The sequence below is a fragment of the Curtobacterium sp. MCBA15_001 genome, from assembly GCF_001864835.1.
Classification (GTDB): Bacteria; Actinomycetota; Actinomycetes; order Actinomycetales; family Microbacteriaceae; genus Curtobacterium.
Genome location: NZ_MJGI01000015.1, coordinates 1 through 20,457 on the forward strand (window position 1 = coordinate 1; position 20,457 = coordinate 20,457).

The following is a 20,457-nucleotide window of genomic DNA, read 5'->3' on the forward strand; positions in this document are numbered from 1 at the left end:
GCTGTCGTACGACAACGACCCTGTCGCACCATGCAGACGCACCGTCCCGATCGCACAACCGCGCAGCACCGCACCGCGCCGCCCGCGCACCTCCGCCCGGCGTCAGTGCGTCAGTGCGTCAGTGCGTCAGCGCAGGGACCGACCGCGGCCGGACGACCACCCAGAGCAGCAGGATCGCGACGGCCGACGTGCACGCCATGACGCCCGCCATCGGAGCGGCCTGGGTGATCCCGAGCCATCCGACGATCGGCGAGATGAGCCCGGCGACGCCGAAGTTCAGCGCGCCGAGCACCGACGCGGCCGTCCCAGCCTCTTTCCCGTGGGAGGCGAGCCCGATGACCTGCACGAGCGGGAACGAGAACCCGCACGCCGCGATGAAGAACCACAACGGCACCAGCACGCCGACGAGTCCGGCGCCGAGCAGGTCGAGCACGATGATCGCGACCGCCGCCAGGAACAGCGTCGCCGTCGAGCAGGCCAGGATCCACTGCGGGCCCACGCGTTGCGCCAGGCGGGCGGAGATCTGCACGCCCAGCACGACGCCGATCGAGTTCACCGCGAAGAGCAGGCCGTACTGTTGCGCGTCGAGCCCGTACACACCCTGGAACAGGAACGGCGACGCGCTCAGGTACGAGAACAACCCGCTGAACACCATCGCACCGATGAGCGCGACCCCGACGAAGATCCGGTCGGTGAACAGCGCCTTGTACCGCTGCCCCATCGTCGAGTGCCCGGCCTCGCGGCGACGCGCCGGCGGGAGCGTCTCGACGATGAGCAGGATCGACGCGATGACGACGGCCAGGCCGTAGCAGGCCAGGAACACGAAGATGCCGCGCCAGCTGGTGAAGCGGAGCATCTGCGACCCGATGAGCGGCGCGAGGATGGGCGCCAGGCCGTTCACCATCGCCAGGCGGGACAGCATCCGGACCAGGGGCTTGCCGCCGAACAGGTCGCGGACGGTGGCCATCGCGACGACACCGCCGGCCGCGGCACCCATGCCCTGCAGCACGCGGAACAGCCCGAGGACCTCGATGTTCGGGGCCGTCGCCGCGCCGATCGACGCCGCGATGTGCACCGTCGTGGCGATGATGAGCGGGAGGCGCCGACCGACCTTGTCGCTCCAGGGCCCGACGAGCAGCTGGCCGGCCGCAAAGCCGAGGGTCGTGGCGGTCAGCGTGAGCTGGACTGCACCGTCGGTGACGCCGAACTGCTCCTTGAGCGAGGGGAACGCCGGCAGGTAGAGGTCGATCGTGAACGGCCCGAGCGCGGTCAGCGCGCCCAGGACGAACACGTAGACCAGGCGCTGGGCGCGGGACAGGGAGTCACCCGGGTGCAGGATGACGCGGATCGAACCGGTGGTCGCGGGCGCGGTCACAACAGTGTCCTTCGACGAGAGGTGGCTGGTGGGGCGGGGCGGACACCGATCGAATCGATTCGGCCGCGGAACCATCCTACGGCCGCCGACCCGTCCGCGACACCCGGTGCCGGACGGTGCCGCGTGTCGGGTCGGGGCTCGGCACGGCCCGGACCACGCGCTGCGGTACCGTAGCTCCGACCGGGTCTCCCCCGGGCCCAGCACATCAAGAGGGGGTGGGCGTCATGGTGGACGCTCGGATCCTGCACACGACGGCGGCCCTGCGCGAAGCGATCCTGCGCCTGGCCGCGGGACGACCCGTCTCCGAGGTCACGGTCGCGGACGTCACCCGCGCGGCCGGCATCAACCGTGCGACCTTCTACTCCCATGCCGTCTCGCCCGGGTCGTTGCTGGCGGACGTCCTGACGCCCGAGCTCGACCGGATCCGCGACGACGACGCCGAGGCACGCCGGACAGCGGCGGAACGCGGCGCCGACCGGGACGAACTCGCGGCCATCACCCGACGGGGCATCACCGCCGTGGTCGACCACGTCGTCACGCACCGCGAGATCTACGCCCGGGCGCTCCCCGACCCGGACGACGGTTCGTTGCACCGGCTGCTCGTGGAGCACTTCACGGTCTCGAGCGCGAACCACATCCGGGACCTCGACCCCGCGACCCGCCCGGAGCTGCTCGACGACGTCGCGGCGGGCTTCGTGGCGCAGGGCTTCGTCGGCGCGATCGAGGTCTGGGTCGCCGGACCCCGACGCTCTCGTCGGGCCCTCATCGACACGATCACCCAGTCGTTCCCCACCTGGTGGAGCTGACGACCGCCCGGTGACCGGGCGGTCGTCAGCTCCTGTCGGTCAGATCTTCGGGCCGCCGAGGGCTGACACGATGCTCGCGCTGACGCGCTCGGACCCCTTCCAGAGCTGCACTGAGAACGTCCGGGTCTTGCCGTACGGCGCGTCGACGAGGAAGTGCTCGGCCTGACCGGTCCCGACGACGGTCTTGCTCGCCGCCGTCTCACCGCGCGCATCGAAGATCCGCAGCTCCCAGGCGGCGCCCTCCGGGACGACGACGTCGATCGACAGCTGCTTCCCGATCCGCTCGCCCTCGGTCACGGTGGGCTTCGCGATGGACTCCGCTCCCTCGGCGCCGCCGCTCCCGATCGGCAGCCCGGTCGCCGGGTCGTCCTCGGTGCGCGGGGCACCCGCTGCCGATGCCGATGCCGACGTCCCGGTCACCGGGTCGACGGCCGGGTTCGGCCCGGGCAACGTCCCGCTCTCCGCGCCGTCGACGACGTGGAGCGGCAGGGCCTTCGAGGTGCCCGTCGGGCCTCCCACGTTCCCGAGACGGACCTTCGCCGTCAGGGTGTGGTCGCCGGCCGGCAGCTCCGCGGCCGAGATGGTGCAGATGTAGGGGTTCGTCCGCCCGGCGTCCTCACAGAGCGTCTTCCCGTGCTCGTCCACGACAGCGACGATCGCGCGGTCGGTCGCGGAGACCATGACGGTCGCGTCGACACCGGTGGGCAAGGTGACGCCACCGTCGCTGATCGCGTGGTTGCGTCCGTCGCTGGTCTGCACGTCGACGATCCATGGCGCGTCCAGGGACGCGGCCGAGGCGCTGGTCGCGCCGAGGCCGACACAGGCGCCTCCGAGCACGAGCGCGGCGAGGGTGGTGGTGATGATGCGGTGCATGACTTCCTCGTGGTGATGGGACCGCGGTGCGGTCCTGGATCCACGATCCTGCGACATGTCGTGTTTCACCGGTGTCAATCGCCCCCGCGATGCCGGTCGCGACCACACGACGGACAGGAGGCCCGGTGCCAGCTGGCACCGGGCCTCCCGTCAGGACGTGCGCCGCGTCAGTGGCGCGCCACCTGCGCCATCCCGGCGAACGACACCGCGCCCAGGCCGGTCACGTCGTCGTAGCCCTTCGCTGTCGTCAACGAGGTGTCGTGGTCGAGCGTGACCAGGAAGTCCTTGCCGCTCGTCGCGCTCGTGTAGGCCAGCGCGATCGGCGACCGCGGCGTCGTGACGTCCGTGAACGCGGACGGCGTGGTCCGGTACGTGGCGTACAGCGTCGGGTTCGCGAACCCGAGCCGAGCGCCCGTCGACTGCTGCACCAGGGCCGACAGGGCCGCGGTGATCGGCGACGCGAGCGACGTCCCGCCGTACGTCTCGTTCACGTAGTTCCCCGCGGCGAGCGTGGCGTCGTCGGTGATCGGACGGATGCCGATCTGGAACCCGGTGTACGGGTCGGCCAGCGCGGCCAGGTCGGGCGAGACGCGCTTGCCGCCGGCCAGGGACGCCGGGACGATGCCCTTCTGGTACGCGGGCTGGTCGAAGAGCGTGCTCCGGCCACCACCGGCGCCGCCACCGGTGAGCGCGCCGGGCAGTGCCGACGTGTAAACGTTGCCGCGAGGGCTGCTGACGATCTGGTCGAGGACGTCACCCCAACCGGTCTCGTACGACTTCTTGCCGGTCTGGTCGATGCCGAGGCTCGTGCCGCCGACCGCGGTCACCCACGGGCTCGAGGCGGGGAAGTCGGGCTGGGCGCTGCCGAGCGCGGCGGACTCGTCGCCGTTGTCGCCGCTCGAGAAGTACAGGCCGATGCCCTCGCCGGCCGCCTGGATGTGCAGGTTCTCCTGGCCGCGGATGCTGGCGAGCGGGACGTTCTCGCCGACGTCGCCGTAGCTGTTGCTGACGATGGACGCCAGCCCCTGGTCGAGGACCTTCGACATCGCGACGTCGAGGCCGCCACCGCAGTTCGTGCCACCGACGTAGAGGATCTTCGCGGACGGGGCCACGGCGTGCACGGACTGCACGTCGAGGGTCTCCTCGCCCTGCCACCCACTCGGCTGCTGGCACAGCACCTGGTCGGTGAACTGCGAGGTGGCGGGGATCTTCTGCTGGAACGTGGCGCTCGTCAGCTGGGGCTCGCCGTGCTGCTGCGAGTAGCTGTCGGTGTCGTGGATGATCGTCGGCGAGGCGTACGCGTCGATGATCGCGACGGTCTGCCCCTGGCCGGACACGCCCTGCTTCGCCAGCGTGTCGACCCCGTACGCCGAGCGGACCTGCGACGGCACGTAGCCGCACGCGAACGTCGGGACGACCGTCTTGCCGTACGCGGCGGGGACCGTCGCGGTGTGCTCGCCGTCGTAGGCCGAGCACTTCGCGTTGATCCCGGTGGGTGCGGTCGCCTGCTGCTGCAGCGTCCGCGCGGGCGTCGAGGTGGCGGGCGTCTGGCCCTGCTCGACGAGCTCCGGGTGGGTGAGCAGGCGACCCTGGTCGACGGTGACGCCGCTGACGAGTCCGGCGAGGGCGGACGGGAGGCTCGGCGCGGTGGACGGGCCGATCAGCGTCTGCTGGGCGTGCCGGTAGGCGTGCAGGCTGGTCCCCAGGACGCCGTTCACGACCGACGCGGGGCCGCGGAACACGACGTACTCGTGGCTGGCGGGCACCGCGGTGATGGTCAGGCCCTGCGCTCGCAGGAACCCGGTGACCTGGTCGGCGTCGGCCTTGCTCGGGGCGTAGGCCGCGATCCACGCGGCCGGGGTGAGCGGCTTGCGGTACTGGGCGGTGCCGGGGGTCGACACGGCGGTGGCCAGGGCCTCGGCGCCGGCCTGGTCCTTCAGGGGCAGGTACACCTCGCCCTCGACGTCGGTGGAAGCGGCGACCGCGCCGGCGTCGGCGGACGGTGTGGCCCACGCGGGGACCGAGTCGGGGAGGACCTGCCGGGTCGCGGCGTCGGCGGGTCCACCGGCGAAGAGGACCGCGCCGATGGTGCAGGCTGCGGTCGTCAGGGCGAGGGCGGTGACCCGGGTCCGGGTGGAGGGGGTGGGAGAGCGTCGTTGCACGTCGGGTCCTCTCAGGGACGTCTTGGTCTGCGGTGAGGCGACTGTAGTGAGCGTGTGACAGCACCGACCAGTCGGTCGTTCCACCGACGAACGACGTCCCCTGGACGGGGGGCGACCCTGTCGTCGCGCACAGCCGCGCGTCCCCGCCGTTGCGCGGATCGGGGTGGGTTCGCTGGGACCGCGCCGAGAAGTCGGGCCGGGGGGCTTGCGGGTCAGCCGCAGGTCAGTCGTTCATCAGTTCGCGGGTCAGCCGCAGGTCAGCTGCCCGTGGGCTTGGTACCGCGCTGCAGTGCCGCCACCATCGCGATCGCCTTGCCGACCGTGGCGGCGTCCGAGTCGGCGCCCTGCACGCGGTAGTCCGTCGCGATGCCGTCACCACCCGTGCCCGAGGACGGCAGCGGGTCACCGAGCGCGATCACGACCACGCCCGCGTCGTGCGCCGTCTGCACTGCTCCGGTCAGGGCGTTCGGGTCGGCTGCCTCGACCACGAGGGCCTTCGCGCCGCGCCCGACCAGGTCGCGCACGTCCGACGCCTGCGACGCGGCCGGGTCAGTCGCGCTGGCCACCCGGACGTCGGGGCGGAACCCCGCGGTGGTCAGGTCGGACCGGAAGCGGTCCGGCAGCGCCTCACCGCCCGAGGTCGGCCCGGGCGTCGCGGCGCTCGGCAGCAGGACCACCCCGACCACCGCGTGCTGGTCGAACCCGCCGTCGGAGCTGGTCAGGTCGGAGCTCTGCACCGGGGTGGGGGCGGCCGTCGTGGTGCCCGTGCAGCCGCTGAGCGCGACGACGGCGCAGAGCGACAGAGCAGCGGAGACCAGGATGCGGCGCACGGTTCCTCTTCCTCGTGGGCCTGCCACGCTACCCGGTCGTCGCCGCGGACGACGGTGCGTCCGGTGCCGAGAACGACGGCGCGGGGACCGGTCCGAGGCGACGGACCGCCAGCAGCCCGACGAGCGCGATCACGATCATCGCGCCGAAGACCGCAGCGAAGGCCATCGGGTCGCCGCGGCCGCCGATCGCCGTGAAGAGCAACCCCGCCACGGCCAATCCGACGACGCTCCCCGAGGCGTCGGCGATCGTCAGCGCCGAGCTGGCGAAGCCGTCGTCGCCCTCGGTCGAGAACCGGAGCGTCAGCATCGACGTCCGCGGGTACGCGATGCCCATGCCGGCTCCCCCGACGAACCACCCGGCGACGAGCACCCACACGGGCAGGTCGGCCAGCGCCACGGCGAGGGCCGCGACCAGGCTGACGAGCACCAGCCCGAGGCCGACGCCGAAGGCCCGGGCAGCGGTGAGTCGTCGCTCCCCCAGTCGGCCGTGCACCCAGCTCGCACCGGCCCAGCTGAGCGCCGCGACGGTCAGCGCGAGGCCGGCCGTCGACGCGGAGAGCCCGTGCTGGGCCTGCAGCAGGAACGGCACGTACGCCTCGCTGCCGAAGAACCCCGCGGCGAGCACCCCGCGCAGCAACACCACGGAGGGTAGCCCGGGCGCTGCCGACAGGGTGCGTGCGGGCAGCAGCGGTCGGAGCGCGAACCAGGCCCCGGCCAGCCCGACCACCACCGAGGCGATCCGGGCCACCACCGGCAGGTCGGGTGCGACGTTGAGCAGGAGCACCGCCACCGCGGCACCGACCGACCAGGCGATCCGTCCGCACTGCCACGGCGGACGGAGCTCGGCGGCGGGCGGGTGCAGGCGGCCGAGCGTCGGCACGAGCAGGGTGAAGGCCGCGACGGCGATCACGAGGGCCCCGGCGAACACCCAGTGCCAGCTGAACAGGTCGGTGACGATCCCGGCGAGCGCGGGACCGACGAGCGCGGGGACGACCCAGGCGGCGGCGAACCCGGCGAACACCGGGCCGTGCAGGTCCTCGGGGAAGATCCGGGCCACCAGCACGTAGAGCACGACGTCGATCGCACCGGCTCCGAAGCCCTCGACCAGTCGCCCGGCCAGGAACACCGGCATCGTCGGCGCGAGCATGACGATGGCGGTGCCGATCGCGAACAGCATCGCCGAGACCCAGGCCACGACGCGTCCGCCGGCCCGGTCGGTCCAGTTGCCCGCCAACACCATGCCGGGCACCCCGGCGGCGAGCGGTGCGGCGAAGCTCAGCGAGTAGAGGGTCTCGCCGTGCAGGTCGCGGCTGATCTCCGGCATGACCGTCGTCATCGCCAGGTTCTGGAACGCGGAGACGGCCACGATCGCGACCATGCCGATGGTCGGCAGCGCGTACCCCTGGCTGAACAGCGAGCGGCTCGGCGTCGTCGTGGTCCCCGTCGCGCTCACCTGGTCAGGCTACCGGCGCAGGGCCTGCTGGACGTCGGCGACCAGGTCGCCGGCGTCCTCGATGCCCACCGAGAGCCGGACGACGTTCTCCGGCACCGCGAGCTCGGTGCCCTTGACCGACGCGTGGGTCATCTCGCTCGGGTACCCGATGAGCGACTCCACCCCGCCGAGCGACTCGGCGAGCGCGAAGACCTCGGTGGACTCGGCGAACCGCTTGGCCGCCTCGGGGCCGCCGGCGAGCGCCACGGACAGCATGCCGCCGAAGCCGCGCATCTGCCGGCTCGCGACGTCGTGCCCCGGGTGGTCCGGCAGGCCCGGGTAGTACACGCGCTCGACGGCGGAGTCGCCGACGAGTGCCTCGGCGACGGCCTGCGCGTTCCGCGAGTGCCGCTCCATCCGCACCGACAGGGTCTTGATGCCGCGGATCGTGAGCCAGGCGTCGAACGGGGACGAGATCGCCCCGGCGCCGAACTGCACGAACCCGACCTCCTCGGCCAACCCCTGGTCCTTGAGCACGATCGCCCCGCCGACGATGTCCGAGTGCCCACCGAGGTACTTCGTCGTCGAGTACGCCACGACGTCGGCGCCGAGGGACAGCGGCTGCTGCAGGGCCGGCGACGCGAACGTGTTGTCGACGACGACGAGCGCACCGGCTGCGTGCCCGATCTCGGCGAGCGCCGCGACGTCCGCGATCTTCATGAGCGGGTTCGTCGGCGTCTCGACCCACAGCACGGTGGTGGCCGGCGCTCCCTCGAGGGCTCCGCGCACCAGGTCGAGGTCGCTCATGTCGACCACGACGAGCTCGACGCCCCACGGCACGTGCAGTCGGTTCACCAGACGGTGCGTGCCGCCGTACACGTCGTTGCCCATCACGACGCGGGCGCCGGGCGCGAGCACCGCACGCAGCAGTGCGTCCTCGGCCGCCAGCCCGGAGGAGAACGAGTACGCGGCGACGCCACCGTCCAGGTCGGCGAGGAGCGTCTGCAGCGAGTCCCGCGTCGGGTTGCCGGAGCGCGAGTACTCGTAGCCGTTCCGCATCTGTCCGATGCCGTCCTGCACGTAGGTGGACGTCAGGTGCAGCGGCGGGATGACGGCGCCGGTGGTGGCGTCGGGGTCCTGGCCGGCGTGGACGGCGCGGGTGTCGAACTCGGTCATGGTGGTGGGGTTCCTCACTCGGACAGGTAGGTGAGCAGGTCGTGCCGTGTCAGCACGGTGACGGGCTTGCCGTCCTCGACGACCAGCAGTGCGTCGACGCCCTCGAGGGCGCGTCGGGCGGCGGAGACGGACTCCCCGATGCCGATGAGCGGCAGCGGGTCGCCGACGGAGCCGGTCAGCGCGTCGGCCATCTTCGCGGCGCCCGTGAAGACCTGTTCGAGCAGGTCCTTCTCGGCGACGGCGCCGATCACCTCGCCGATCACGACGGGCGGTTCGGCGCTCAGGACGGGCATCTGCGAGACGCCGTACTCCGCCATGATGTCGACGACCTCGCGCACGGTGTCCGTGGGGTGGGCGTGGACCAGGTCGGGGAGCTTGCCGTCCTTGCCGGCGATGAGCGACCCCACCGTCCGGGCGTCGTCGGTCTCGGCGAAGCCGTAGTTGCGCATCCACCGGTCGTTGAAGATCTTGCCGAGGTACCCGCGGCCGCCGTCCGGCAGCAGGACGACCACGACGTCGTCCTCGGTCAGGTCCCGGGCAGCGCGCAGGGCGGCGACGACGGCCATGCCGCTCGACCCGCCGACGAGCAAGCCCTCCTCCCGGGCGAGCCGTCGGGTCATCGCGAACGAGTCGGCGTCCGACACGGCGATGATCTCGTCCGGCACGCCGGGGTCGTAGGCGCTCGGCCAGAAGTCCTCGCCGACGCCCTCGACCAGGTACGGCCGGCCGGTGCCGCCCGAGTAGACGGAGCCCTCGGGGTCGGCGCCGACGATGCGCACCCGGCCGTCGGACGCCTCCTTGAGGAACCGGCCGGTGCCGGAGATGGTGCCGCCGGTGCCGACGCCGGCGACGAAGTGGGTGATCTGCTGCTCGGTGTCGCGCCAGATCTCCGGCCCGGTCGTCTCGTAGTGGCTGCGGGGCCCGTTCGGGTTGGCGTACTGGTTCGGCTTGTACGCCCCCGGGATCTCCCGCACCAGGCGGTCGGACACCGAGTAGTACGAGTCGGGGTGCTTCGGAGGGACGGCGGTGGGCGTGACGACGATCTCGGCGCCGTACGCGGTGAGCACGTTCCGCTTGTCCTCGCCGACCTTGTCCGGCAGGACGAACACGCAGCGGTAGCCGCGCTGCTGGGCGACGAGCGCGAGCCCGACCCCGGTGTTGCCCGAGGTGGGTTCGACGATCGTGCCGCCGGGTCGCAGGTCGCCGGCGGCCTCGGCAGCGTCGAGGATCCGGGTCGCGATGCGGTCCTTCGACGAGCCGCCGGGGTTCAGGTACTCGACCTTGACCAGGACCGTCGCGCGGATCCCGTCGGTGACGCGGTTGAGCCGGACGAGGGGGGTGTCGCCGACGAGGTCGACGACCGAGTTCGCATAACGCACGCTTTCACTCTACGGACTGGAGGGTCGGTGCCGGCTGGCACCGGGCCTCCAGGTCGGAATGTGACGCGACCAGGGCCCCTGCCGCCAGCCGCTCAGGTCAGCTCGCCACCGCGCGGAGCTGCGCGATCCGCGCCGCGAGCGCGTCGGCGACGTCCTGGTGCCGCCGGTCGATGACCGCGCCGATGTCCTTGGCCAGCTGCGGCGAGGACCGCACGATCGTGTCGATCGCCTCGACCGGGACGACCAGCACGGTGACCTCGGTGAGGGCGACCTGGTTCGTCTGCACGACCTCACGGGTCAGGGCGGTCTGTCCGACGTAGTCGCCGGCCTCGACCCGTGATGCCGGCAGCTGTTCGTCCTCGAACGGCACCCGGAGCTCGACGCTGCCGGACAACACGAAGCGCAGCGACCGGGGCACGACGCCCGGGCGCATGATCGTCTCGCCGGCGGCGTAGCGCTCGAGTCGGACGACGGGTGCCAGGGCGACCGCGTCGTCCGTGCTCAGGTAGAGCGTCGGTGCGATGGCCTGGACCGCTGCGTCACGACGCTCGTCGGACGCGAACGCGTCCGTCGCGTCGCCGTCCAGGGCGAGCCCGACCCGCCGCGCGGCGTACCAGAGCCAGAGCCGGAACACCGCGAGGGCCTCGCCCTCCTGCGACGGCCCGCGGACGGCGAACGACACCGAGTACGCAGCACCGCCGAGCGGGACGGCGGACGGCGTCGTCCCCGGCGAGCGCTGCGGCAGCTCCGTGGCGATGCCCTGCAGCAGCGCCACGACGGCGGCCGGCGGGTCGTCGGTGGTGAACGTCACCTCGGTCGACACCGGGTAGGTGCCGCCGGTCCGCGACAGGTTCGTGAACGACGCACCAGCCAGGGACGAGTTCGGCACGATCAGGATGCCGCTGCCGGTGTCGATGTGGACGGAGCGCCAGTTCACCTCGACGACGCGGCCGCGCGCTCCGCCGGTGTCGAGCCAGTCCCCGAGTCGGAACGGCTGTTCGAACAGCAGGAAGAGCCCGGCGATCACGGGGCCGACCGCCGACTGCAGCGCGAGGCCGATGACGAGCGAACCGACGCCGAGCGCCGTGAAGATCCCGCCGACGTCCGCGTCCCACACGAGCTTGAACACCAGTGCCAGGCCGAGCGCGATGAGCACGATCCGGGCGATGTCGACGAAGATCGACGGGATCTTCTCGCGCCACGAGCCCTTCCGCGCGTTCGTGAACAGCACGATGTTCAGGCCGTTCAGCACGAAGACGATCACCAGGAACCCGAGCACCGTGCCGATGACGCGGTTTGCGGTGACCTCCTTCGGGTCCACCGCCTGCGTGACCTGGGTGGACAGGATGAAGATCGCGATGAGCGGCACGACGGCGTTCCGCAGCAGCCCGATGATCTTGTGCAGGTCGTTGCCGCGGCGCTGCAGGCTCGACTGCAGCTCGGTCAGCACGAGCAGCACGACGGGGAGTCCGACGATGACGATGATCGCCGGCCAGAACCAGCTCTGCTCCCAGAACGCGGTCATCGTGCGCTCCGGACGAACTTCCAGACGCGCTGGGGACCGTTCTGGGTCTCCACCGTCCCGGCTTCCTCCAGGTCGTTCCGGTCACCGAGCTTGTCGACCACCCGCTGTGTCGCGAAGACGCCGGGCGTCGGCGCGATGCCCTGCACCCGGAAGGCCAGGCTCACCGCGTCGCCCCACATGTCGTAGATCAGGCTCGACTTGCCCACCAGCCCGCTCGTCACCCCGCCGGTGTCGATGCCGGCGCGGAGTCCGACCGCAGTGCCGTTCTGCGCGTTGAACCGGTCGATCACGGCCTGCGCGTCGGCGGCGAAGTCGACCACCCGTCGGACGTTGTCCACACGCGGCACCGACAGCCCGCAGCTCGCCAGGTAGCCGCTCCGGGTCGACCGGACCCGCTCGACGCCGTGTCGCTGGGCTGCCTCGTCGAAGGACCGCCAGATGTCGTTGACGAGCGCCAGGGACTCCTCGGCCGACAGCGACCCGCCGAAGTCGTCGACGCCGATCAGGTCGGCGTAGACCACGGCGACGTCCTGGTGGTCGTCCGCGATCGTCTGGTCGCCCTGCTTGTACCGCTTGGCGACGTCGTCGGGCATCATCGTGCGCAGCAGGGCGTCGTTCTGGCGCCGCTGGTCGTCGAGCAGGTCCTGCTTCACTCGCAGACTGCGACTCATGTCGTTGAACGCGACACCGAGGTCGCCGATCTCGTCCCCGGGCTTGGTGCGGACCTCCACACCGATCTCGCCGGCACCGACCCGGTTCACCGCGGTCTGGAGCCGCCGGATCGGGCGCACGAACACCTGGGCGAGCAGCAGGGACAGCAGCGAGACCAGGACGATGATCCCCACCAGGGCCAACCCGGTGTTCCGCGTCAGGTCGTTGATCGGCGCGAACGCCTCGGCGGTGTCCATCTGCGCCACCACCACCCAGCGCAGTCCGTCGACCTCGAGCGGGGCGTACGCCGCCAGGGTCTCCTTCCCCTGGTGGTCCGTCGCGATCACCGTGCCGGTCTTGCCCTGCAGTGCTCGGGCCACCGGTGTCGTGTTCACCTGCTGCAGGAGCACCGAACCCCTGACGGCCACCTCGCGCTTCGCCGTCGCCGGCGCGGTGCCCGCGGCGATCACGTCGCGTTCGTACTGCCGCGGGTGCTCGAGGAGCTGGCGCGGGTAGGACCGCATCAGGTGGTCGTCACCGACGATGTAGGACTCCCCGGTGTCGCCGAGACCGTCCTTCTGCCAGCCCTGGTCGCCGGTCATCACCTGGTTGATCAGGTCGATCGGCACCTGCACCGCCATCACACCGAGCACCTTGCCGTCCTCGGCGACCGGGCTCATCACCCACAGCGTCGGGACGTTGAGACTCGGGACGTACCGGGCGAAGTCCGTCACCACGATGGCGTCGGCGCTCGTCAACTGCAGCGCCTGCTCGTACCCGGTCGCCAGGTTCGTGTCCCGGTACGGCCCGTCCTCCAGGTCGGAGCCGAGGTCGGCGCCACCGTAGGCCGAGTACAGGACGTCGCCGTCGGTGTTCATCAGGAGCAGGTCCTCGTAGCCCTGCGCCTCGACCGCCTGGCGGAAGTACGGCTGGTACTCCGAGTGCGCTGCACTCCAGGCGCTGCCGTCGCCGGCGTCGTCCTGCTGGATCGCCTTGTCGTAGTCGTCGTACGGGGCCGTGTACCGCGCCTGCAGGTAGGTCTGCGGGTCACGGGTCGGCGCGAACTGCTCCGGGTTCGCCCTGCCGCCGCTGCGCTGGTCGAGCTGCGGGATGAACGTGTCCTGGTACCAGCCGTCGACAGCCGACTGGTCCGCCGCCGACACCGGCGTGGCCTGCAGGTCCTGCCAGCCGGCCTCGAACGCCTTCGTCGCACCGATGACGCTCGCGTTGCGGCTCTGCGACACCACCGTCTGGGTGAACTGGTTGAACGAGCGCTTGAGGTCGGTGATCCGGGACTCGCGGAGCGCCGTGACCTGGTTCAGCGCGGCGGCCTGCAGCGAGTCCCGCCCGTTGACGTACCCGACGGCGCCGACCACCAGGGCAGCGAGGACGCTCACGGCGAGCAGCATCACGAGGAGCTTGGACTGGATGTCGAGCGAGCCCGTCGCGCGGCACCGACGCCAGCGGCCACGCGGGGATCGGGGCGCCGGGTCGGGGGTCGTGCTGCCCGGCGCGGCTGGCGGGATCGGATCGACCAGGCGCGGGTCGGCCGCGTTCGTGGCACCGGGGGTCGCGCCAGCTGCCGTGTCGGTCGGCCGGGCGTCGGAGGGGGACGAAGGGACTGCTGACACGAAGGACTCCGATCGAGAGCGCGCTGGTGCTGGCGGGTTCACGGGCCGTGCGGCGTCGCTGATTCGACGTGGTCCACGTCTATCACGCGAGCAAGGCTCGTGTGCGATCCCCGGGCACTGTCCGGAAGGCGCATCGGAACGGCGCGGGATTCTGTGACGGGGTGCGACGGCACGCGCGCCGTGAGCGGGGGTTGCGCAACACCCGTCGTGCGGCCCGCGGCCCACGCGTCGCGGTCCGTGGTCCGTGGTCCGTGGTCCGTGACCTTTGGTCCGTGACCCTTGGTCCGTGGTCCGTGACCCTTGGTCCGTGGCGGCCCTTGGTCTGTGGCTCGTGTCCGTGGCTCGTGTCCGTGGCTCGTGCCCGTGGCCGTGGTCCGCCGCGCCTCAGTTCCCGAGCGCGCCGAGCGGAGCCGCCTGCTGCTGGTGCAGCGTCGTGTAGATGCCGTCGAGGGCCAGCAGCTCGTCGTGCGTCCCCTGCTCCACGATCTGCCCGTGGTCGAGCACGAAGATGACGTCGGCGTCTCGGACGGTCGACAGTCGGTGTGCGATGGAGATCGTCGTCCTGCCACGAGCTGCAGCGTCGAGGGCGGTCTGCACGACGTGTTCGGAGATCGAGTCGAGCGCACTGGTGGCCTCGTCGAGCACGAGCACCGGCGGGTCCTTCAGCATCACGCGTGCGATCGCGATCCGCTGCTTCTCGCCCCCTGACAGCCGGTAGCCGCGTTCCCCGACGACCGTGTCGTAGCCGTCCGGGAACGACGCGATGGTCTCGTGGATGTTCGCTGCCCGCGCCGCCTGTTCGAGCTCGGCATCGGTGGCGTCGGGCTTGGCGTACCGCAGGTTGTCGCCGATCGTGGCGTGGAACAGGTAGGTCTCCTGGGAGACGATCCCGACGTGCCGCATCAGGTCCTCGTGTTCCAGGTCGCGGACGTCCGCGCCAGCGAACCGCACCGAGCCCCGAGTGGCCTCGTACAGCCGTGGCACGAGGTAGGACACCGTCGTCTTGCCAGCGCCCGAGGGACCCACGAAGGCGGCGAACTGGCCCGGCTCGAGTTCGAAGGAGACGCCTCGGAGCGTCGGCTTGTCCGCCTCGCCGTCGGGGTAGGTGAAGGTGACGTCCTCGAACGCCACGTGGCCGACCCGGCGGTCGTCGACCTTCCTGGCGTCGGGGGCGTCCGTGATCGCCGGCTTCAGGTCGAGGTACTCGAAGATGCGGGCGAACAGCGCACCGGACGTCTGCAGGTCGAGTACGACACGCAGCAGCCCGACCGTCGGGAACAGCAGTCGCGACTGCACGGTGGTGAACGCGACGATCGTGCCGGCGGTGATCGGGACGTCGCCGAGGATCAGGTACGCGGCGACCAGGTAGATGATCGCCGGGATGATCGAGAGGAAGATCTGCACGATGGCGAAGAACCACTGACCGGACATCTGCTGCCGCACCTGCAGGGCGATCTGGTTGCGGTTCTCGTCCCCGTACCGGTGGGTCTCGCTGCGCTGCTGGTTGAAGCTCTTGGCGAGCAGGATGCCGGAGACGCTCAGCGCCTCTTGGGTGATGGCGGTCATGTCCGACAGCGACTCCTGCGTCTGCCCGGCGATCCGCGCGCGCACCTGCCCGACCCTGCGCTGGGCGATGACGAGCAGCGGCAGCAGGACGACGGCCACGATCGTCATCTGCCAGCTGAGCAAGACCATCGCCACGACCGCGGCGATGACCGTGACGGTGTTGCCGAGCACCGAGGAGATCGTGTTGTTCAGCACGCTCGCGACGCCACCGACGTCGTTCTGCAGGCGCGACTGGATGACGCCGGTCTTCGTGCGCGTGAAGAAGGCGAGCTCCATCCGCTGCAGGTGCGCGAAGAGCCGCATCCGCATCGCGCCCATCACCTTGTTGCCGACCGTCGCCGTCAGGTACGTCTGCCAGACCCCGACGCCCGCGCTCGCGATCCACAGCACGACCATCGCGACGACCAACTCGGTCAGCACCGGGATGTCGGGCTTGCCCGACTTCGGGAACAGCCCGAGGTCGAACGCCTTCTGGGTCAGGAGCGGCGGGATCACCGACAGGGCCGCTCCGATGAGGACCAGGACGACCGTGCCGATGATCGCTCGGCGGTGCGGGACGAAGAGCCCGGCGATCCGGCGCAGGAGGTGCGGGACCTGCGGGGCCGCGGCGTTGGCGGCACGCTGCGCGTCGAAGTCCCCGCTCGAGATGCGACCACCGTGGCCGCCGCCGCGCATCATGCTCATCCGAGGTCCTCTCCGCAGGAAGGCCCGACCGGTCGTCCGCGAGAGCAAATGTATCCCCGCGGTACGACAGCGGTGTGGCCCCGACGAGGATCTGTGGAGAAGGTCGCTGACAGCGGAATTGACCCGGTTCTGGGGCCGTGCGAGCATGACCCGTCCCGTTCCCCGAACACGAGGTCCCATGTCGTCCGCGCCGTCCCGTCCCGCTCCGCCCCTCCGACACCAGCTCGCGCGACGCAAGCCGATCGACCAGCTGCAGGCCGACGCGGCAGCCGGGGTCGACGGGCAGCCGCTCCGTCGGAGCCTCGGCGTCTGGCACCTGACGATGATCAGCGTCGGCGCCACCCTGGGGACGGGCATCCTCGTCGTCCTGGGTACCGCGGTCCCGCTGGCCGGCCCCGCGGTATGGATCTCGTTCGTGCTCGCGGGTGTCGCCGCGCTGCTCTCGGCGCTGTCCTACGCGGAGATGGCCGGCGCGGTGCCGACCTCGGGCTCGAGCTACTCGTACACCTACGCCACCATGGGCGAGGGTATCGCCTGGGTCTGCGGTTGGTGTCTCGTGCTCGAGTACGCCGTGTCCGTCGCAGCGGTCGCCGTCGGTGCGAGCGAGTACGTCGACGAGACGCTGCGGGTCTTCGGCCTGCACCTGCCCGCCGCGGTGTCCGCTCCCCCCGGCGACGGCGGCCTCGTCAACCTGCCGGCCGCTGCCCTGGTGCTCGTCGCCACCGCGGTGCTGTTGCCCGGCGCCCGCGAGAGCGCCTGGGTGAACACCCTCATGGTGCTGGTCAAGATCGCGCTGCTGGTGTTCTTCGTCGCGGTCGGGTTCACCGCCTTCCAGGCCCAGAACTTCGCCCCGCTCGCCCCGATGGGCGCTGCCGGGGTGACCGCCGCCGCGTCACGACTGTTCTTCTCGTACATCGGATTCGACGCCGCGTCGACCGCCGGGGAAGAGGCGAAGGACCCGCGGCGTGACCTGCCACGCGCGATCATCGGCTCCATCGTCATCATCACCGCGCTGTACATCCTGGTCGCGGTCGCTGCGATCGGGGCGCGTCCGTGGGAGTCGTTCTCGTCGTCGGAGGCCTCACTCGTCCGCATCGTCGTCGAGGTCACCCGCCAGCCGTGGGTCGCCCTCGTGTTCTCGATCGGCGCCGTCATCGCCATCGCCAGTGTCGTGCTCACCGTGCTCTACGGGCAGACCCGCATCCTGCTGACGATGGCGCGCGACGGTCTCGTGCCGAAGGTGTTCGGCCGCGTGTCCCCGCGGACGGGCACCCCGGTCGCCAACACGCTGATCGTCGGCATCGTCGTGACCGTCGTCGCCGCGCTGGTCCCGCTCGGCGAACTCGCCGACGCGACGAGCATCGGCACGCTGGTGGCGTTCGCGCTCGTCAACGTGTCGGTCATCATCCTGCGGCGGACCCAGCCCGGACTCGAGCGTTCGTACCGCGTCCCGCTGTTCCCGGTCGTCCCCGTCGTCGGCACGCTGTGCTGTGTCCTGCTCGCGGTGTTCCTCGGCGCCGGGACGTGGATCGCCTTCGGCGTGTGGATGCTCGCTGGCGCCGTCCTCTACGCCCTGTACGGCCGCCGCCACAGCACCCTGTCCTGACCCCGGTCCGCGGCCGCCGGATCGCCGCCGCCGCCGCGCCGCCCCGCGCTGCCGCGCGCTGCCGCGCACCCTCCGCGAAAGCGACAGTTCTCGCCCACCTTCCAGCGGAGATCTGTCGCTCTGACGGGAGGATCGGGCCGGTCCCGCCACGATCTGTCGCCGTCACGAGATGGTCGCGTGGACGACCGCAGCGACCGGACCCGTGTGATGGTCGCCGGGGCGCTGCCGCACCTCGGCAGCCGGGTCAGCGACACGGGACGCCGTGGCCGCGCAGATGCGTGCGGAGGAGCTCCGGGCCGGTCAGGTGTCCCCAGTGCACTCGGACGAAGCCAGTCACCTCGTGTCGTCCACGGACCCGGTCCTCGCGCACCTTCTCCGACCAGACGACGTCTGCACCACTCCTCCCGCCGAGCATCGACGGGTCCTCGTACTTCTGTCGCCCGTCGAACTCGATCACGATGCCCTGCTGCGGGAGCCAGAAGTCCACGCGGTCGACCGTGCCGTCCGGAGCGCGGAACTCGTGCTGCGGGATCATCTCGGGACAGCCGAGCTCGGCAGCCCGGGCGGCGAAGAACGACTCGCCCACCGATTCGTGGCGCGCGTCGCAGACTGCGAGCGCGTGTTCCACCCTGGTGCTCCCCCACGGCCCCGCAGCGTCCGCGAGCGGCCCGAGCGTCTCCTTCGACTCACCGTGTCGGAGAGCGTGGTCGAGCACGACGACCGCGGCCGCGAAGGAACCGCGCCGGGCGAGCTCGACGACGGTCTGAGCGAGGTCGGTGTACCCGACGCCGTGGAACGACCGGCCGGAGACGCGTGGCTGACCCGCGTGCAGGGTCAGGTCGACGCGCTGCAGATCTTGTGGCAGTCCGGGCACGACGGCATGGACGCGCGTCGGCCACGGCTCGAGTCGCGGGACGCCGAGGATCGCGGCCGCTGAGTCCAGCGCCCAGACAGCACCCGGCCGGAGCAACGGCAGCACTGCCCGCATCCGGACGAGATGACGGCCGCGTCCGTCGAGCGATTCCCAACCGGACCGGTCGACGTACACGCCATGGCGAACCCGGACGAGGGAACCGTCGCGCTGCCGACGCTGGAGCTGCCGGGAAGCAGCCCGGTCGATCGAGTTCGTCCGGAGCAGGTCGATGGCCTTCGCTGGGTGCATGGCGGCACTCTGTCGCTCCGAGCGATCACGCAGACGGCCGCCGGCCGATCTGTGGACAGCGGTCGCGCCTCCAGTCCGTGTGGGGGAATCACCAGGGCGACAGATCCCGCCGCCGTTCCCGCGTCATGTTCCCCGGAGCGACACTTCTCCCCGAACCGCCGGGCACGTTCTGTCGCTTTCGCGAAAGCGACAGATCCTGCCGAACTTTCGGCGCAGAACTGTCGCTTTCGCGAAGAAGACGGAAGCGCGCACGCACCAGCGGCAAACCCACCCCCGGGAACGACGAAGGCCGCCGCCCCGAAGGGCAGCGGCCGTCGTGCTGTGGAACGAGTTACGCGACCTCGACCGTGGCGCCAGCAGCCTCGAGGGCAGCCTTCGCCTTGTCAGCGGCTTCCTTGTTCGCACCCTCGAGGATCTTCGCGTCGGGGGTCTCGACGAGGGCCTTGGCCTCGCCCAGGCCGAGCGACGTGAGGCCACGGACCTCCTTGATGACCTGGATCTTCTTGTCACCAGCCGACTTGAGGATGACGTCGAACTCGGTCTTCTCCTCGACCTCTTCGGCCGGAGCAGCAGCACCGGGGGCCGCAGCAGCGGCGACCGGAGCGGCAGCGGTGACCTCGAAGACCTCTTCGAACTTCTTCACGAAGTCCGAGAGCTCGATGAGCGTGAGCTCCTTGAAGGCCTCGATGAGCTCGTCCTGCGAAAGCTTCGCCATGATTTTCTCCTACTACTCAGTACGTGATGTGGTTGTGGAACGCGGGCCTGGTCAGGCCGCGGACTCCTGCTTCTCGCGGAGGGCGTCCACCGTGCGGACGGCCTGCGAGAGGGGTGCGTTGAACAGGTACGCAGCACCGAACAGCGAAGCCTTGAAGGCGCCGGCGAGCTTGCCGAGCAGGACTTCACGGGATTCGAGGTCGGCGAGCTTGTCCACCTCGGTCGCGGTGAGCGGGTTACCGTCGAAGTAACCGCCCTTCACCACGAGCTCGGGGTTCGCCTTGGCGAATGCACGCAGCGACTTCGCGACGGCGACGGTGTCACCGTGGACGAAGGCGAGAGCGGACGGACCGGCGAGCTCGTCGTCGAACGACGTGATGCCGGCGTTGTTCGCCGCGATCTTGGTCAGCGTGTTCTTCACCACGGCGTACGTGGCGTGCTCACGGATCGAGTTGCGGAGCTCCTTGAGCTGCGCGACCGTGAGACCGCGGTACTCGGTGAGCAGAACGGCGTTCGAGCTCTGGAACGCATCCGTGAGCTCGGCGACCGCAGCTTCCTTGTTCGCCATGGTTCTCCTTGGGGGTCTTGCCGGGTAGCCCCAGGACCTGCGCACAAGAAGAAAGCTCCGGCACAGAGGCTCGGAGCTGCTCCCACCAGAACGGCGGGAGTGGTTCGGAACACCTGCGCGGGCTGCCTCGTGAACGAGGACCTTCGGTTGCGTGTCCACACACAGTGCGAGCACGACAACGACCGGCGGTCTTTGGCTTCGAGAACTGTAGCACAGGTCGGACGGGAGGCTCGGTGCGGGCTGGCACCGTGCCTCCCGTCCGTCACACGGAACGTCCCACACCGCTCGCGATGGAACGTCGAATCGCGCGTGGGTGG

General features: G+C 70.9%; 15 protein-coding genes. 2 read left to right on the forward strand and 13 right to left on the reverse strand.

What is annotated here, in order from left to right:
- Positions 1-118 precede the first annotated feature (118 nt).
- Positions 119-1,348 (reverse strand): multidrug effflux MFS transporter, encoded by a 1,230-nt coding sequence (locus BIU90_RS06335; protein ID WP_071299415.1) that lies wholly within the window; start codon positions 1,346-1,348, stop codon positions 119-121.
- Positions 1,349-1,599: 251 nt separating this feature from the next.
- On the opposite strand from BIU90_RS06335, the gene BIU90_RS06340 reads away from it, so the two are divergent.
- Entirely contained in the window at positions 1,600-2,181 is a 582-nt protein-coding gene (locus BIU90_RS06340) for a TetR/AcrR family transcriptional regulator (protein WP_071299416.1), read from the forward strand.
- A gap of 39 nt (positions 2,182-2,220) precedes the next feature.
- On the opposite strand, the gene BIU90_RS06345 is transcribed toward BIU90_RS06340, so the two are convergent.
- The 9 genes from BIU90_RS06345 to BIU90_RS06385 form a co-directional block, all read right to left on the reverse strand.
- Positions 2,221-3,054 carry a hypothetical protein gene (locus BIU90_RS06345; protein WP_071299404.1) on the reverse strand — a complete coding sequence of 278 codons (834 nt, stop codon included), beginning with the start codon at positions 3,052-3,054 and terminating at the stop codon, positions 2,221-2,223.
- Positions 3,055-3,221: 167 nt separating this feature from the next.
- The gene (locus tag BIU90_RS06350; RefSeq protein WP_254786964.1) at positions 3,222-5,216 is read right to left on the reverse strand and encodes a protease pro-enzyme activation domain-containing protein; all 1,995 of its coding nucleotides are present in this window, start codon (positions 5,214-5,216) and stop codon (positions 3,222-3,224) included.
- A 257-nt stretch (positions 5,217-5,473) separates the two neighbouring features.
- Complete coding sequence (locus BIU90_RS06355; protein ID WP_071299405.1) at positions 5,474-6,046, reverse strand: substrate-binding domain-containing protein; 573 nt, start codon at positions 6,044-6,046, stop codon at positions 5,474-5,476.
- A gap of 28 nt (positions 6,047-6,074) precedes the next feature.
- Complete coding sequence (locus BIU90_RS06360) at positions 6,075-7,499, reverse strand: MFS transporter (protein ID WP_071299406.1); 1,425 nt, start codon at positions 7,497-7,499, stop codon at positions 6,075-6,077.
- Between the two features lie 9 nt (positions 7,500-7,508).
- Positions 7,509-8,654 (reverse strand): cystathionine gamma-synthase, encoded by a 1,146-nt coding sequence (locus BIU90_RS06365; RefSeq protein WP_071299407.1) that lies wholly within the window; start codon positions 8,652-8,654, stop codon positions 7,509-7,511.
- Between the two features lie 14 nt (positions 8,655-8,668).
- The gene (locus BIU90_RS06370) at positions 8,669-10,033 is read right to left on the reverse strand and encodes a cystathionine beta-synthase (RefSeq protein WP_071299408.1); all 1,365 of its coding nucleotides are present in this window, start codon (positions 10,031-10,033) and stop codon (positions 8,669-8,671) included.
- A 97-nt stretch (positions 10,034-10,130) separates the two neighbouring features.
- The gene (locus BIU90_RS06375) at positions 10,131-11,558 is read right to left on the reverse strand and encodes a mechanosensitive ion channel domain-containing protein (RefSeq protein WP_071299409.1); all 1,428 of its coding nucleotides are present in this window, start codon (positions 11,556-11,558) and stop codon (positions 10,131-10,133) included.
- On the reverse strand, positions 11,555-13,840 hold the full coding sequence (locus BIU90_RS06380) for an adenylate/guanylate cyclase domain-containing protein (protein ID WP_083403762.1): 2,286 nt from the start codon (positions 13,838-13,840) through the stop codon (positions 11,555-11,557). Before BIU90_RS06380 ends, BIU90_RS06375 begins: the two co-directional genes overlap by 4 nt.
- Before the next feature lie 384 nt (positions 13,841-14,224).
- Positions 14,225-16,090, reverse strand: a complete 1,866-nt coding sequence (locus BIU90_RS06385) for an ABC transporter ATP-binding protein (RefSeq protein WP_071299410.1) — start codon at positions 16,088-16,090, stop codon at positions 14,225-14,227.
- A 178-nt stretch (positions 16,091-16,268) separates the two neighbouring features.
- Here BIU90_RS06385 and BIU90_RS06390 point away from each other — a divergent pair, with 178 nt between their 5' ends.
- A complete protein-coding gene (locus BIU90_RS06390) occupies positions 16,269-17,696 on the forward strand; it encodes an APC family permease (RefSeq protein ID WP_071299411.1) in 1,428 nt (475 codons plus the stop codon).
- A 244-nt stretch (positions 17,697-17,940) separates the two neighbouring features.
- Here the strand turns inward: BIU90_RS06390 and BIU90_RS06395 are convergent, their stop codons facing one another.
- The 3 genes from BIU90_RS06395 to rplJ all read right to left on the reverse strand — a co-directional run bounded on the left by BIU90_RS06395 (position 17,941) and on the right by rplJ (position 20,140).
- Positions 17,941-18,858 carry a hypothetical protein gene (locus BIU90_RS06395; protein WP_071299412.1) on the reverse strand — a complete coding sequence of 306 codons (918 nt, stop codon included), beginning with the start codon at positions 18,856-18,858 and terminating at the stop codon, positions 17,941-17,943.
- Between the two features lie 331 nt (positions 18,859-19,189).
- Positions 19,190-19,573 carry a 50S ribosomal protein L7/L12 gene (rplL, locus tag BIU90_RS06400; protein ID WP_071299413.1) on the reverse strand — a complete coding sequence of 128 codons (384 nt, stop codon included), beginning with the start codon at positions 19,571-19,573 and terminating at the stop codon, positions 19,190-19,192.
- A 51-nt stretch (positions 19,574-19,624) separates the two neighbouring features.
- Positions 19,625-20,140, reverse strand: coding sequence for a 50S ribosomal protein L10 (gene rplJ / locus BIU90_RS06405; RefSeq protein ID WP_071299414.1), 516 nt, complete (start codon positions 20,138-20,140; stop codon positions 19,625-19,627).
- Positions 20,141-20,457: the final 317 nt, after the last annotated feature.

Excerpts from the sequence above, each read along its gene's own strand:
- BIU90_RS06340 (WP_071299416.1), top strand. The coding sequence starts at position 1,600 with ATGGTGGACGCTCGGATCCTGCACACGACGGCGGCCCTGCGCGAAGCG.
- BIU90_RS06395 (WP_071299412.1), bottom strand. The coding sequence starts at position 18,858 with ATGCACCCAGCGAAGGCCATCGACCTGCTCCGGACGAACTCGATCGAC.
- BIU90_RS06385 (WP_071299410.1), bottom strand. The coding sequence starts at position 16,090 with ATGAGCATGATGCGCGGCGGCGGCCACGGTGGTCGCATCTCGAGCGGG.
- rplL (WP_071299413.1), bottom strand. The coding sequence starts at position 19,573 with ATGGCGAAGCTTTCGCAGGACGAGCTCATCGAGGCCTTCAAGGAGCTC.
- BIU90_RS06365 (WP_071299407.1), bottom strand. The coding sequence starts at position 8,654 with ATGACCGAGTTCGACACCCGCGCCGTCCACGCCGGCCAGGACCCCGAC.
- BIU90_RS06375 (WP_071299409.1), bottom strand. The coding sequence starts at position 11,558 with ATGACCGCGTTCTGGGAGCAGAGCTGGTTCTGGCCGGCGATCATCGTC.
- BIU90_RS06390 (WP_071299411.1), top strand. The coding sequence starts at position 16,269 with ATGTCGTCCGCGCCGTCCCGTCCCGCTCCGCCCCTCCGACACCAGCTC.
- rplJ (WP_071299414.1), bottom strand. The coding sequence starts at position 20,140 with ATGGCGAACAAGGAAGCTGCGGTCGCCGAGCTCACGGATGCGTTCCAG.
- BIU90_RS06345 (WP_071299404.1), bottom strand. The coding sequence starts at position 3,054 with ATGCACCGCATCATCACCACCACCCTCGCCGCGCTCGTGCTCGGAGGC.